The following is a 15,156-nucleotide window of genomic DNA, read 5'->3' on the forward strand; positions in this document are numbered from 1 at the left end:
CCGGGCGCTTCACGGTGATTTGCCCAGTGTCGCGGCATCCGGCAGGCGGTTTTCCGAGGGATGCACCATCATGTCGTCATTGCGTTGCGGCGCGGCGGAAGACGGCGCGTTGCCGCCCAGTGCGCGCACGAAGGCCGCCAGCTCCCATATCTGGTCGTCGGGTATCTTCTGGCCGAAGCTTGGCATCCCGTTGGGCCTGCCGTCGCGGATCGTGGCGTGGATGCTTTCCATCGAGCTGCCATAGATCCACTTCTCGTCCATGAGCGCCGGACCCATGCCGCCACCGCCATTGGCATGGCAGCCCGAGCAGTTGAACCAGCCGAACAGGCGTTTGCCCTCGCTCATGTGGAAGGCGTTGGCCTCGAAGCTCGCCGCCTTGTTGTCGGTGGGGGAGGGTCGCTGTCCGCCCGGCTCCAACGTGGTCACAGGCGTCGGCTGCTCACCTGAGCCGAGCGCCGATTGCGGTCGCGTGTCGCGCTCCTCGCGCTGGCAGGCGACCAGGGCCAGTGTCAAGGGCAGCAACATCGCCAGAGCGCGCCTCATCGGGCCGGTCTCCCGGCCATGTCCAGACGCGGTACGCCGTATCGCGCCAGAACCGCGTCGATCTCGGCCTTGTGTCGGGCAAGTGCGCTATTCACATCGCCACGCAGCGCATCGTCCTCGCGTCGAACACCCATTGAGATGTCGTACATCAGCGGCAGTTGCGGTCCATCGATGCGAGGCGTGACCGGCGTGATCCGGAGCGGCACCTTTTGCCTCTGCGCGAAATAGCCGGCGAGCGGACCCCAGACCACGGCAAGGTCGATCTCGCCGTTCGCGACAGCTTCGACGATGCGCGCCGGCGGGTTGGGAGCAGAGTAGTCGCCATAGACGGGGTAGCCGATGAGGTGCCCGACAATGCCGCGGCGGCCAAGCGCCTGGACAGGCGGCGAGTTGGCGCCATCGTCGCCGATGAGCTGAACACCGATGCGCAATTCTTGCAACCGCGGGTCGTTGAAGGACGTCACGTCCGGGCCGTCCTGGCGGGTCACGAAGACATAGGACGAACGGTAGTAAGGCGTGGTGGTGCGCAGCATTTCGAGATTGGCAGGCGTGCCGGGCACGAGATCGCAAAGGCCTCCCTTCAGCGTGTTGCGGATGAAGCCACGGCGCTGCGCCCACCAGGTATACGTCAGCTTGGCGCCAAGATCAGTGGCGACAATTTCCGCGATCCTGTTCTCGAAGCCTTGACCGGCCGCATTGGAAAACGGCATGTTGTTCGGGTCGGCGCACACTCTCAATTCACGTGCGTTGGCAACAGCCGGAAAGAGCAACAAGGCGAGCCCGGCCATGCCGATCGCCACCCGTTGGAACGCCTTTCGCGCCGGACGTACGGTCAAGTTCAATCCATCAAGGCAGCCGGAACACATAAAGCGTGCCTCCCGCCGTGGTAGCGTTCTTCAGATCCTTCATCGCGTTGACGAAGCCCAGTGCCGCGGTGGCATCGCGTGGGTCTAAGTCGCCCGAAACGATGGCGCCGGCCCAGCCACCGACGCCTGACAGAATTGCGACATACTGGTGCCCATCGGGGCCGCGATAGGTTATTGGCTGGCCGATGATGCCGGACGACGTCTTGAACTGCCAAAGCAGATCGCCAGTCCTGGCGCTGACCGCCTTGAACCAGCCTTCCATGGTCCCGTAAAAGACGACATCGCCGGCAGTGACGACGGTGCCGCTCCATACCGGAAAGTTCTCCTTCAGGACCCAGGCCGGCTTGGCGGCGGAAACATCCCAGGCGGTAAAAGCACCACGATTGCCGCCCGGCCCGGGGATCATGCGTACGTTCATGCCGACATAGGGCGTGCCTGCGATGTAGTTTACCTCGACGCCTTCTTCATCCATGCAGAGATTGTTGTGGGGGATATAGAGCAGGCCGGTCCTCGGCGAAAACGCCGATGGCTGCCAGTCCTTGAGGCCGGATGCCGTCGGACAAATGTCTCGGACCACCTTGCCGGTGCCGGTTCTCTTGTCAGGGTTTGCAATCAGGCGGCCGGTCTTCAGATCGACGCCTTTGCTGGAATTGACCGGGCCATAGGCTGTGGCCGATAGCACCTCTCCAGTGGTCCGATCGAGGATATAGAGGTAGCCGTTGCGTTCCGGTCGGACAAGGACCTTGCGCGGCTTGCCTTGCCAGGTCATGTCCAGAAGGATCTGCTCGTTGATGCCGTCATAGTCATGGAGGTCATGCGGGCTCCACTGATAGAACCACTTCGCCGCTCCGGTATCGGCGTCACGCGCGAAAATACCGGACGTCCATTTGTTGTCGCCTGGCCGCAAATCCGGATTCCACGGTCCTGGATTGCCCGTGCCGTGGAAGATCAGGTTCAACTCCGGATCGTAGGAGATCCAGCCCCACATATTGCCGCCGCCGATCTTCCAGGCTTCCGGTGGCCATGTCGTCACGCCAAGGTCTGTGCCCCTGTCCATGTCGTAGTGGGGCTTGAAGTCCGGGCCGATCAGCACATCCTTGTCGGGTCCAGTGCCATAAGCCGTCCAGACAACATGCCCGTCTCCGGCATCCAGCGCCTTGACCCAGCCGCGGACGCCCATTTCGCCGCCGGAATTGCCGACCAGAACTTTGCCCTTCACCACCAGCGGCGCCATGGTGATGGTCTCGCCGATGTTGATGTTGCCGATATGAGTGTTCCAGATCGGCTTGCCCGTATTGGCATCGAGCGCGATCGTGTGGCCGTCCAGCGTGTTGAAGAAGATGCGTCCGTTGGCGAAGGCCGCTCCGCGGTTGACGACATCGCAGCAGGCCACTCCTTGTGCCGCCGGCTCGGGGTTGGGCTCGTACTTCCACTTCATCGGCGCGCCCGGCCTGGAAAGGTCGAGCGCGTAGACGATGTTGGGAAAGGGCGTGACGATGTACATGTTGTTGCCGACGACCAGCGGCGCTGCTTCCTGGCCCTTGTTTACGCCGGTCGAGAAGGTGAAGGCGACCTGCAGGTTCTTGACGTTGCCTTCGTTGATCTCGCTGAGTTCGCTGAAGCGGGTCGACGCGTAGTTCTTGGCCGGCATTGTCCATTGCCCGTCATCGGGTGGCGCCGCGGCGGCGGGCGGCGCGATAGCCGCCGCCGATGCGGGCTCCGAGGCACCGCTCAGAAACAGGCCGCATGCCAGCAGCATCACCGAGAGTATGCCCGTGCGAAAGGAATTCTCGGTCGCCAATGCGCGGGCGCCGTGTCCTGCGTCAACGCGCGCTGGTGCCGGGTGCAGCATGCCTTTCATTTGTGGATCGAGCCTCCCACGCCGGCGCCGAGCTCCGCCGCGATGTCAGCCTCGGTGCCGGCACAAAGCGGATGGCCCCAGCCCGAGGCGCTTTTGCCGCCGGGATCGACATCGTAGACGATGGCGTCCTTGCGATTGGGATTGACCCCGGCGGGAACCTTGTCGAGGCCAAGCGCCGCGCGAACACGCCAGGCGACATTGTGATCGGCGCATGAGGAATCTCCTGAGACCCCGAGGCCTCCGACGATGCTCTTGCCGTCATAGAGGGCAAGCCCGCCGCCAAACACGACGACGCCTCCGATTGGCTTGCCGACGAGAGGATCGCTGGCACTTCCAAACGTTTTGGGATCGCCCGCATAGGCTGCGGCCTGGTTGACCGGGTTGGTCTCCTGCAAGCCGAAAAGCGGCCCGCCCGGCTGCGTCCCCGCGTAGAGATTGGCCGTCGATAGGGCCATTTGCGCCAGGCTGAGCCCATTGGCTGTATTGGCCTTCTCCGCCGCGACGAGGCGACTGCCTGGCCATTGCGAATCGGCGGTGGGACCGCTGAAAGCGATCGCGCACACCGCGCCGTCGCGAGCAACGACAGCGGCCCATTCGTTGGTCTCAAAGCCTCCGTTGGCAGGTCCGCCGCTTGCTTTCACATTGGCCTTGAGTGCGGCGAGCAGCTTATCGTGGTCGGCCGGGCAGGGCGCCTGTGCCATGGCTGGGCCCTGTGGGAACAGGCCACTCGTCAACAACACCAGAGCAAAGGCTGATAGCAAACGCCGACAGCGATACATTGTCCTGCCCATTCGTTCGAGCATCAAAGAACCCCGGAGCATTCTGGCAGCCTGGAAAATGCGAAAATGAGTCCGTGGTCCAATGCCGTCGCTATTTAACTTGGGCGATGCAGCTATGTTCCTGCTTTTGCAAAAAATTGCGCAGCCGCGTGCGCCGATGCAAGGTTGCCGTCTGTCCGTGTCGCTGGCGCAATATCCGCGGCCGAGATCGTGTTACCATTGTGCCGGCACCTATGAACGCTGCGCCAGCATCGCCAAGGCACCTGCAGGCCTGTAGGCCTCTGGCAATGGGAGAAAACCTGCATGTCTTGAGGACTCGGGCACGCCTTTGCTTGGTCGAGGCTCGCCTACATCCAACCAGACGCCTCCAACTGCGGCGGTGTCACGGGCTGGCTGCGGGTGGCAGCACTTTCACGCAAGGCCAGGATTCCCATCTGGAGTCACGGAATGCAGGAACTTCCTGTCAGCCTGGTTCACATTTGCGCCTTTGCCCGCAGCGTCAGCCGATGGAACATGATGCCGGTCGCCGCCGTTGGAAAAGCTTGGAGGCGGCCGCATGCACCTTGTCCAGATCCTGCTTCCTCGTTCCGACAACGCGGGTGAGCCCTTCGCCAAGGAAGACTTCGATCGTGTGAAGGACGAACTCGCCAATACGTTCAAAGGTGTCACCGCGTATTTTCGGACGCCCGCGGAAGGGGTATGGAGGGAGGGAAAAGAGTCCGACATGGACGAGATTGTCATCTTCGAGGTGATGACGGAAGAAGTCGATCTGCCCGATTGGCGAAGGCGCCGAGCGGAGTTGGAGCGCCGTTTCCGGCAGGACGAGATCATCATCCGCTACCTACCGATAGCATTGGTCTAAAGGTCCAGGCGCCTCCGGGATTGGGTTTTGCCACCCTCCTTCCCGAGCTGAACTGCATTCGAAATCTGGAATGGCCTATTAGAGGTTTAATTACGATCCTTTGGACCTGCGTAATTCATTCAGTGGGTCTTCTGTAGGGCATAATATTGCGCATCGGTCGAATTAGAGAGGAAGGAAATATAACATACGTTCCATCAACCATTTAGACCGTTTGTCGATGTTTGTACTGATGACACTGTTATTTTACTGGTTGCAAGCCTTGCGAGTCGACCTGACGGGGTCAGTCTGGACAGGACCGAACCGCCTGCTTCAAAGGGTTGACCGGAAATGGGCGCATTGTTGGCTGTCCAGTGACTACGCTCCTACGGCGTCGGTCATTTTTCTTTTGCTGCCGCCGATCGGTTCTGGCCGGTCGGCGCCGTTGTCTTCGCGTCTTTCGAATGCGCTGCTATTGCAGGACCCGCGCCAGTCGACTTGCGCATATCGCCGTTGCCAGCGGGGCCGGGCTTCTTGCCGAGTAGTCTTGAAACGAGCGTACCTAGATATCCCATTGATACCTCCCGTGAGATTCGCGTAGCGACGGGCCAGTCTTCGCCTGGTGGGGCTACTACACGTTTTCGGCAGCCATGTTGACAGCCGGTTCAGCGAGTTGTGTCAGCGCCTCGTCGGTCGCCTTTTCCTCTCCAAGGGTTAAATTGAGGAGCGAAACAGCTTCATCCAGCCCCAGTTCGGAGGCCCAGGTCTTCAGTGTGCCATAGCGTGAGATTTCGTAGTGCTCCACAGCCTGGGCCGCAGCCAGCAGGCCAGCGTCCAGGGCAGGTGTGCCCTTATATTCCTCCATGATCTCGGCACCTTCATCGGTGATGCCCACAATAGCCGCACACGTCTTTCCCTGCGGCTTCTTGCCGATCACTTCGAAAACCTGTTCGAGCCGGGCAACGTGTTCTTTCGTTTCCTCGCGGTGCTTTTCGAACGCCGCCTTCAAATCTGGGCTTTGAGCGGCCTTTGCCATTTTCGGCAGCGTCGCAACGATCTTCTTTTCGGCGAAATAGATGTCCTTCAACGTGTCGTGGAAAAGTTCGTTCAGGCCCTTCGGTGATGCCTTCTTAGTGGGTGCCATCCTGTGTTCTCCCGTTCGCGCTCAAAAGCGAGGCGGAATAGCAACTCGATGCGGGGCAACTGGTTCCGGAGGGTGTTCTCTGATTGCAGTGAAATTGAACGCGACCAATTTATTGCGGAGCCTTGACGCTCAAGATCTGTCTCCCAGCACCCGCCGCCCGACGCTCAGGTAGTCCTAGCTGCAACGGTGGAAGCATCGGCACGGGTGATCGACAAGCTTCCGTGAGTCCATAATCGTCATAGATCAGACGCTTCCGACTACTCACGACGGTAGCTTGCGAAGGGTCTTCCGCATTTGCACATGTTAACCGGCCATCATTCAATGTCTCATGTGCCGCAGAATGTCTGTAGGACGCGTTCATCCGGGCGTGGCGGGTCAGCATAGCGTTCCATGTCCGGCTGCTCATCGAAGGGCCGGCTGATGACCCTCAAAATCTCCTCGAAAGGTGTGAAGTCCCCGCCCAGCGCCGCCTGGATCATAGCCTCGATGCGATGGTTGCGAGGGATGAATTTGGGATTGACGGCATGCATGACCGCCCGGCGCGCGGCCGTGTCGGCAGCATCGCTTGCGATGCGCTCGCGCCAGCGCGCCGACCAAACATCGAATGCGCCTGGATCCTCAAACAACTGCCGCGCCCCGCCCTGATCGTCCGGGGCGGCGAGGTCGTCGCCCAGACGCCGGAAGGCGAGCGTAAAGTCGGCTTCGCCGCGAGCTAATACATCCAGAAAATCAGCCGCGAGCTGCAAGTCGCCTTCCGCCTCGGTCAGCAATCCGAGTTTTCTGCGGAAGCCGCGCTGCAACACAGTCTCATATGAGGACTGGAAAGACCCAAGCACCTCTTCGGCTTCAGAGACGGCTTCACTCTCGTCCGTGCTCATGAGCGGCAGCAGAGTCTCGGCAAAGCGTGCAAGATTCCATGTCGCCACATGAGGCTGGTTGGCATAGGCATAGCGGCCGACACGGTCGATCGAACTGAACACCGCGCTCGGGTCATAGGCGTCCATGAAGGCGCATGGGCCATAGTCGATCGTCTCGCCCGAGATCGTCATGTTGTCGGTGTTCATGACGCCATGGATGAAGCCGACCAGCATCCAGCGCGCCACCAGATCGGCCTGTGCAGCGACAACGGCCTCAAGCAAAGCGCGGTACGGCCGCGCTTGCCCGACCAGCTGCGGGAAATGGCGTTCAATGGCATAGTCGGCGAGGATCTTGAGGCCTCCGGTATCGTGGCGCGCAGCGAAATATTGGAAGGTGCCTATCCGGATATGGCTGGCCGCCACTCTTGTAAGGACAGCGCCGGGCAGCCGGACCTCGCGATATACCGGGTCCCCGGTGAGCACAGCCGCCAAGGCTCGAGTCGTCGGAATGCCCAGCGCGGCCATTGCTTCGCTGACGACATACTCGCGCAGAACCGGGCCGACGGCTGCGCGGCCGTCGCCATTGCGCGAGAACCGCGTCGGTCCCGATCCCTTCAACTGGATGTCACGGCGAATGTCGTTAACGTCCACCACCTCGCCAAGCAGCAGAGCGCGCCCGTCGCCGAGCTGAGGCACGAAGTTTCCGAACTGGTGACCTGCATAGGCCAGGGCGATTGCCTGCAAGCCTTCCGGAAATCTATGGCCAGAGAGCATATCCAATCCATCCGGGCTGGTAAGCTGGTCGGCATCGAGCCCGAGTTCCTCCGCAAGTGGCCGGTTGAATCGGATCAGCCGGGGTTCGGACACCGGCTTCGGATCCGTGTGCGCGAAGAAGCGCTCGGGCAATTGCGCATAGCTGTTGTTGAGGGCGAGAAGCCGCATCTGAATGCCCTGGGTTTATTCGGCGGTCGCATAACAGCTCCCGTCTCGAGGAGACTGTCTTCACTTGTCATATAGGACACAATCTCGCTGGTACCATTCGGATCCATCAGGCCGGCACCGGATAAGCTTTGAACTACCCGCCTACGTCGCGTTCGGGACTACCGTGCGACGAAAGGCGACAGGCAAGCTGACCCCTTCTGCTGTCTCGACCACCGATAGGCCTTGTGGATCCATTCCGCCCTTTGTCCATGACGCCGATCTTGTCGGTCACCCTCATGGCCGTACTAGGCCGCAGGCGAAGGAAAAACTGTCGAGACTACGTTGCAGCTGGGGCGCCTCCCGAATGGCGCGGACGTCAGTTTTATGATGATGCCCGACGGTACGGTGGCCGCAACCCATACGCTCGCTGGGCGGATCCGTACGGGCATGTCATCAGGCGAGATCAAAGAAGATACGGTCGCGTTCCCGCGTTTTTGATCCAAGCGATCGCGCGCCATTGGACACAATCACCCTAAGGGGGTCCTTCAAATGCCATCCTTGGCGTCATAGCCGCTACTTTCGAGGAGAGCATGGCGGCCCCTAACCGAAGCCTTCCTTGGTGGAAGGCCCTCCGGGCCCACCATCGGCTTTCGCCGCCGTTGATTTAATTGGGTTTTTTGTACTTTTTTGTCCCGCTCTCGTCCACCCCCTCCAAAAGTGGGACATTTTCGTTCTCGTTTCGATCGGATACCAATAGCGTCCGGGCAGACTGCGCCACTACCCGGCGGCGTGCCTTGCGGATGTAATGATCGGGCTGCTGATACGTCGTCCAGCCGTAAATCGCCTTCAGCTGTTCATGCGTGGCACCGTTTTCTGCGGCAACGGTGGCGCCTGCCTTGCGGACCCCGTGGGCGCTGCAGCCCGGGAGCCCCGCTTCGTCGCACCATTGGCGCATCTTGTTGCCAAGGCCGTTTTCCGAGAAAGGCCGACCATACTCGGTGACGAGGAATGTCAAGTTGCCGGCCGGGGCGAAGGAAAGCTCATCCTCGAGTTCTGGGAGCAGAGGCAGTTCGACGACAATCGCTTCCTTGCGCACCTTGCTCTTGTCGGTCTTGCCAGGCTTGATCCTGATCCACTTCTCCCAGGTCCCGGTATCCTTGTTGCGAACCTGGGTAATGTGTTGTCTGCCAAAGATTGCTGCATCGGACAGTCGCAAACCTGTGAACATGAAAATCGCCAGCGCCATACGAGCCATGGTGCCGCGCGCATGCCGTTTCTCATACTGGACGATCTCCGACACTTCCCAGGTGTGGAAACCTTCGCCATTGCCCGAAGTCAGGCGCTTTATTCCGTTTGCCGGATTGACCTCGACCAGCTCGGCATCCTTGGCCCAGGCGAACATTGCGCTAATGGCTTTTGTAATATTGTTGGCTGCCCCCGGAGCGTCTGACCGGGTATCACGAAGCTCCTTGACGTGAGCCCGCTTCATGGCCGCGAATGGTAATGAACCCTTCGTCGAAAAGTCCGGATTGACCGGCCCGCTCAGCGGGTGAGGCAGTTTGCACACGCCTTCGAGTATCGTTCGTCGTCGAAGCATCGTGCCTTCGCCGACCTCTGCGCCACCGCGCCGGAAATACTCCTGGCAAAGCCACATCAGACTGCCCGGCGGGGCCACTGGCCTCACTACAGGCCTGACCACATTCTGAGCCGAAGCATAAGGAACGCCATCGCGCGCGCAGCGCACTTCTTCGTGGAACTCGGCTGAACCTGGCTTTTCTCGCAGACGGATCTTTTTTCTACCCGGTGCGCGGAAGTACAGCCGGATATTCCCGTGCCGATCCCTGTCTTCGACAACGCCTTTCAGATTGAATTTCACCATGGTGCTCGCCACGTCCATCATCTGCGATCCCAAGGATTATCGCTGGAGGACACGCCGTCAAGTTTGCTGTTGCGGTGTGGTAGCCGCCGGAATGCCTCTGCCAGTTCCTCCACGTCCCAGACATAGCGCTCTTTGCTGGGCATCCGCGGTTGTGGCATACGGCCATCCGCGACCATCTGGTCGAACGTCGTTGGACTGACGCCGATAGCTACCGCTGCCTGTTCTCGATTAATGCCGAACAGCAGGAGCCCGCCAAGTGCGCGTTTCATTGCTTTTCTCGCTGCACATCGCCTCGCGGGCTGAGTTCCGCGACGGTGGAGCATTCACCTAAGAAGCAATCACGCTACCCTTTCCTTGCAATGCCTGGAATGGATCTGTCCGGCCAATGCGGCAAACGGCGGTAGCGGCGTGAAAATAGGATAGCAGACCGCGGCTGCGGCGGTCCGAGTCGGGAGAACGCCACATCGCACCACCCACTATAGAAGAGACGTTCTTCTGCTATCGGATGCACGCGGCTTAGCAAACTTTCCAATTTGGGGGCAGAGGCTAGCTGATGCCCTCCGAAGGCAGGTCACAGGTTCGAATCCTGTCGGGTGCGCCATTTTTACCATAAACATCAGACAGTTAGCTGAACGCGATTTTGGCAAGCATCCTCGCTCTTTTTGCGCGGAAGCACCACGGAAGCAGGAGAGATCGTAGCAATTTCGCCGCAAACCTCTTGTGGAAAAAATTGCATCGACGTCGGCTCGATGATGACGCGGTGACCGAAGGCCGCCCCATTCGGGGCGACTAGAATGCATCGGCTCATGAGATTGGTGGCCGTGATGGATCTGGCTCGGTGCTGCAAAGACGTGAACGGAACGCCTGACTAGAAGCCGACGTTCGCCCCCACGACGAAGGACAGCTCTGCGCCTCATCCCGGCCATTCTGGCAGACTGCTCTTTGGCCGGAAGCTGCCTTCGCCGCTGATCATCGATGATGGTCGATCAGAGGTCGAAAACGGACTGCCGGTTTCGGTTGCTCGGTGTCGAAAGCCCGTCAGAGCCAAGGCGATTGGGTCTGCCTCATGATTCTTGCGCCATAAAGCTTATCCTGAAGGGTTTCGCTCCTGCTCTTGATGGCTTGGTTCAGTACGGTCAGGTTCGTGTCCCAGTGTCGCCCTACGGGAGTCGTGAGCAGCTCAATATCCTTACTCTTGATCCAAAGGTTGCCTCGCCCGTCGATCGTCTTCGCGAGAACTTCGTGGGCGGCAAATGCGGTCGCATGATCTGCGGCGTGTAGGTAGCGTCGATACCACTCGCGCGCCCATCTGTTTCGACGATAGTGATCACTGCCAGTCGCGTAAACCTCGGCCAGCCAGCCTGTTCGTGGCTTCCTCGCCTCGAATTCGGTCCACATCTTTTCGAATGCGGGTGTCAGATCGCAGAAACCCAGGAGCGTATAAGCCCGCGCGATCCGGGCCGCATCGCCACTGGCCTCGTCATCTCGAATGGTGGCGTCAAGCCAGCTCGATTGGCCGTGCTGGATGGCGGCCCTCGCCATGTCAAGCAACACATTGTCAGTCGTGCAGAGGTCAAGAGCCTCTCGGCGTCCTTCATCTCCGGCAGCGCATGCTGGCGCCTCAATTGGCAACAGGGTTATCCGGGGGTTCTTTATGATGCCTCGGTCCCTTGCGTCATTCAACTTCCGCCACAACGGGATGCCAGCCGCGGGCAAGGATCGAATGAGTCCCTCACACAGGGCAATGAGAGGAAATTCATCGAGCGTATCAACGTTCGAAATGTGGTTACGCTCGTCGAGCCAAGCGTCCAACCAGGCCACGAGGCTCGCCCCTTGCTTCGCAATCAAGATGGTCATCGGCAGGTCGTGGTTTGCCCAATATCTCGGGTAGGACCAGGAGCCTCCCTTTTGATCCAGCCTATCGAAGGCACCGCGAACGAAGTCATGATATTTTTGCAGCGCGACCTGATCTTCAGGATTTCGTTGAAGCATGACGGCCCAGATTTCGGGATCCGCCTCTTCCATCAGTTCCGGGCGTTGCAGAATCTCGCTTGCAGCCAGCAACGCCAATGATCCCCGGCAGCGGTCTTTGAGGTTCTTCGCTTCCGCAGCTTTCCATCCGCTATCGGCGATCGCCTGCAGCACCTGAGTGTCGCGTGTCTCTGGTGCCAGTTCGAAGGCGGCGCCGCGTATTTCTGCGTCCACGCTGCTGACAAGTGGCGCCAAATCTGACCAACCATCCAGAGCCTCTTCATCAGCTATGGCGCCCAGGAGCAGAAGCCCGCCGAGCACGTCATCGCGAGGACCGGTTAGCGGGAATCTGGAAAGGCGCGATCGTATGGCTGATTGTCCACAACGCAGCAGCACCTTCTCGATCCTGGCGAGGATCGGCAGCTTCAGACAATCGTCGAGCACTCTATCCAGCAGTTGTTCCGATTCGAGGTCCCAAAGACGCAATTCCAGCTCGCGTGCTCGCCACCAAGGAAGATCATCGTCCTTGGCGATGGCCGAGGCGTCGATCAAATCCTTGATGGCATCGGCGATTAGAAGTCTCTCCTCCTGTCTATACAGTAGCGAAAGTCGGTTGGCCTCGGCCACAAGACGTTGCAATTCGAGTTCGTTTCGCCCTGGGGCGCTCAGGGCGGCCAAGCGAACGATTTGTTGCAGGAGATTTGGGTCTGTGCGGGCCAACATAGCTTTTAGGCGCTCAAAACGATTGTCGTCATCACTCGACTGGCGCCCGAGCAGCCAAAGCTGGTCGCCTGCGAACTTGGCATCATGGTTCGCTACGCATGCGTTCGGATCAAGCGGACTTTGGGTATCCGCGCGGTCTGCAAAGACTGTAGGTGATTTGTCCTTTACTAACGCAGCCAAGTGCGTCCCGGCGACAGCGTCTCCAAGAGCCTCCAGAAGCCATTGCCCGCCAGTTAGCGTAATGTCATCATCTGTTGCGGTCAGTTCGTCCACAGCTTTCAGCAGCGCAGCATGAAAATCGCCAGATTTGCCGCTGCCCAGGCGCAAGACCCAGGCCAGCTCATCGAAATGATTGGCGGTGGCCATGATTGCGCGGCCGATTGCCCAGGCCAGGAACGCGTCAGTGAATGCCTGCAGCGGCAGGAACGAAAGAATTCCGAACACCCGGTGAGCGAGCCAACTCACGTCGCCCGTGGCCACGAGCTCAACGGTCGGGCAGGTCGACGATATCGGCGAGTCATTCCATCGTTTCAGGTTGTCATGAGTTCGCTTGCGATTTGTGACCGATCGCTCGGAGTTCGGATCAATCTCACCAAGGAAGCGTCCGTCGTCTGGGTCTGCCCAGAGCCATCCCAACCAGATCGTCACCTGCCTGACGAGGCGTGGCGCGATCTCTGCGAAGGAATAGGCTCGTGCCAGTCCCTTGATCAGGATTTCATCCATCGATCTGTTGCCGGACCGGGCGAGCCAGGTCTCCTCAGCAATCTGGCAAAAAAGCTCAAAATCCAGGCCGATCAAACGCCAGAAAGCGTCATAGTCCACCTGAGAGAAGTTTTGTTCGGCTACCCACCGATGAACGATGGCACGCCGAGCAGGCCGGCCGACAAGCCCGTCCAGGAGCGCGATTGTTGCTGTCGCTCGCAGGATCGAAACGCCGAGCCGTTGCCCCTTGTAGGGATCTACGAACGTGGCGATGATGGCAGCGGCCTCGCCTTCATCGCCCAGGCCTCTCAGTTCAGCCGCCAACAGTAGGCCGAGCACGAAAGGCGTAAGCTCCTTGCGGAGTTTAAACCGATGAGGGCCGTCACCTGCTTCCAGCCAACGCCCGGCGATCAGCTCCGCCACGGTTTCGCGAAGGTCGTCCTGGCCCTTGCCGCTCTCCCGGCCCAGTTTCGCAACCAGATCAGCGCGGGTGAACATTGCGTCATCGAGCGAAACCTTTACGCCGCTGCCGAGATCGCGGATGAAATCTCGGAATTCCTCATCGGAAATCGCCAGCGCTGCTCCGCGCCGACCTACCCTGTGCTTCCAATCTTCGTATGCGAGCCGCTCGGGCGTTATATCGCCTGTTGGCGCGAGGGCCTCACGCCGTTCGATAGCCAACTGGGAGAGACGCGGCACCTTCATAAGATCCAGCATCCGATCACCAAACGCCTCACCCTCCACCGCGTGCACCTTCAACAGCGCTTTCAGCTCGTCGTTGCTGAAGGGACCAACACGAATTTCATCCGGACGGGGAGCCAACGGCGCCAGCCTGTGCAGATCGGCCCAATGGTCTGGCCAGCAGCTGGCCAGAACGGCAAAGCGACCTTTCCAGCGCTCGTCGTAGAGCGGTTGCAGGAAATCCGACCAATCGCGTTTTCGCCAATTCTGGTTCAGTCCATCGAGAACCAGAATGAACTGCTGACCGGCGAACTCGGCGCGCTGCCAGAGCCCAACTCTGCGTAGCCAGAACGTCGCATCGCCATGACCGAGCCGTCTGGCTAGAACCTTGGCCAGCAGCTCCTCGGCGTTGTCGTCCCGGACGTCATTGGCCGAGACGAAAACCGACAGAGGCAGATTACGGCCGTCTGCGGAATTCGCTGCCCACCAGGACAAGAAGGACCAGGTTTTCCCCATGCCTTCATCGCCGAGCAGAACCGCAGGTCGACCGCTGATGAGCCATCTGTCGAGCTGTTCGTTCAGCGATGGCCGTAAGACTTTCCTCACGGCAGGGTCATGCAGATTGTTAAAGCTCCCGCCAAGACGTGATGCCGCGTTCATGGGATTGGACAAACCAACCTCAATCCAGGTCTTCATGGCGCTCACAGCTGCCGCATATCCGATATCGGCGTCCTGCAGCCTTTGGCGGACCCTCTCGCGAGACTTTGCGAAATCCGGGTGGGATCCAATTGCTCTGACCACGTCCCGCAGAGATCGGTCGTTCCCCAAGTGGCGCGCCATGGTGACTGGCGCTTCAAGGCAAAGGACCGCCAGGTCGGGAAGCGAGTCTTTGTGGCTTGGCCAATCGAGGACCAGCACAGCTACTCCAAGGCGGTTTCCAATGTCTCGGAGCGCTTCGATATCGGTGACCGGGATCTCCCGCGAGGCAGCCAGTATCCATAGATCGACAGGGTCGCTTTGAAGAGCGGAGTCGACGACCTTTGCCTTCATCTGATCAAGGCTAAGCCGTGTTTTCGCGCCATATCTTTTGGCCTCCAGACCGACGCGAAATGTATTGTGCTCGATAGCCCGGACATCGGATCCTGCCTGCGGGCCAGATTTGGCCAACCTGAACAGCTGACCTGTGGTTTCTGACAGGACGTCTCGCATGAGACCTTCAAACCCACGCGTGCCGGTCGCATCGAGTTTGCGAAGTCGAGCCGCCAACAAAGTTTTCGCGCGAGCAAAGTCCACCAAGCTTGGTTTTTGGCCGGCGGAAGTGGTCATAAATCCCCCATGGGTTTCAGTCATTGATCGTTGTACTCGCGCAGACGACGTGATCTGCGGAACCT

Annotated in this window: 10 protein-coding genes and 1 pseudogene; 2 read left to right on the forward strand and 9 right to left on the reverse strand. The window is 59.8% G+C overall.

Annotated elements, in window-relative coordinates; translation table 11 throughout:
• Positions 1-9: 9 nt before the first annotated feature.
• Genes AC0NIL_RS31845 through AC0NIL_RS31860 form a run of 4 tightly spaced genes read right to left on the reverse strand, consistent with a single transcriptional unit; the run spans position 10 to position 3,971 of the window.
• On the reverse strand, positions 10-543 hold the full coding sequence (locus tag AC0NIL_RS31845; protein WP_013525142.1) for a c-type cytochrome: 534 nt from the start codon (positions 541-543) through the stop codon (positions 10-12).
• The gene (locus tag AC0NIL_RS31850) at positions 540-1,409 is read right to left on the reverse strand and encodes a substrate-binding domain-containing protein (RefSeq protein ID WP_473573657.1); all 870 of its coding nucleotides are present in this window, start codon (positions 1,407-1,409) and stop codon (positions 540-542) included. The genes AC0NIL_RS31845 and AC0NIL_RS31850 overlap by 4 nt, the downstream gene beginning before the upstream one ends.
• Entirely contained in the window at positions 1,390-3,270 is a 1,881-nt protein-coding gene (locus AC0NIL_RS31855; protein WP_473573658.1) for a methanol/ethanol family PQQ-dependent dehydrogenase, read from the reverse strand. The genes AC0NIL_RS31850 and AC0NIL_RS31855 overlap by 20 nt, the downstream gene beginning before the upstream one ends.
• Positions 3,267-3,971 (reverse strand): heme-binding protein, encoded by a 705-nt coding sequence (locus AC0NIL_RS31860; protein WP_013525145.1) that lies wholly within the window; start codon positions 3,969-3,971, stop codon positions 3,267-3,269. The genes AC0NIL_RS31855 and AC0NIL_RS31860 overlap by 4 nt, the downstream gene beginning before the upstream one ends.
• Positions 3,972-4,327: 356 nt before the next feature.
• On the opposite strand from AC0NIL_RS31860, the pseudogene AC0NIL_RS31865 reads away from it, so the two are divergent.
• Positions 4,328-4,523: pseudogene (locus AC0NIL_RS31865) on the forward strand (enolase C-terminal domain-like protein); the annotation flags it as partial.
• Between the two features lie 82 nt (positions 4,524-4,605).
• Positions 4,606-4,911: a hypothetical protein gene (locus tag AC0NIL_RS31870; protein ID WP_013525146.1), complete on the forward strand. Its 306-nt coding sequence runs from the start codon at positions 4,606-4,608 to the stop codon at positions 4,909-4,911.
• A gap of 607 nt (positions 4,912-5,518) precedes the next feature.
• Here the strand turns inward: AC0NIL_RS31870 and AC0NIL_RS31875 are convergent.
• From AC0NIL_RS31875 to AC0NIL_RS31895, 5 genes are all read right to left on the reverse strand, one after another.
• Positions 5,519-6,031 (reverse strand): YciE/YciF ferroxidase family protein, encoded by a 513-nt coding sequence (locus AC0NIL_RS31875; RefSeq protein WP_063170775.1) that lies wholly within the window; start codon positions 6,029-6,031, stop codon positions 5,519-5,521.
• A 326-nt stretch (positions 6,032-6,357) separates the two neighbouring features.
• A complete protein-coding gene (locus tag AC0NIL_RS31880; protein WP_275954783.1) occupies positions 6,358-7,830 on the reverse strand; it encodes a protein adenylyltransferase SelO in 1,473 nt (490 codons plus the stop codon).
• Positions 7,831-8,473: 643 nt separating this feature from the next.
• Complete coding sequence (locus AC0NIL_RS31885; RefSeq protein WP_473573660.1) at positions 8,474-9,709, reverse strand: tyrosine-type recombinase/integrase; 1,236 nt, start codon at positions 9,707-9,709, stop codon at positions 8,474-8,476.
• On the reverse strand, positions 9,706-9,957 hold the full coding sequence (locus tag AC0NIL_RS31890) for a helix-turn-helix transcriptional regulator (protein ID WP_127415242.1): 252 nt from the start codon (positions 9,955-9,957) through the stop codon (positions 9,706-9,708). Before AC0NIL_RS31890 ends, AC0NIL_RS31885 begins: the two co-directional genes overlap by 4 nt.
• A gap of 769 nt (positions 9,958-10,726) precedes the next feature.
• Positions 10,727-15,091, reverse strand: coding sequence for an NACHT domain-containing protein (locus AC0NIL_RS31895; protein ID WP_473573661.1), 4,365 nt, complete (start codon positions 15,089-15,091; stop codon positions 10,727-10,729).
• Positions 15,092-15,156: the final 65 nt, after the last annotated feature.

This window comes from Mesorhizobium sp. WSM1343, assembly GCF_055901535.1.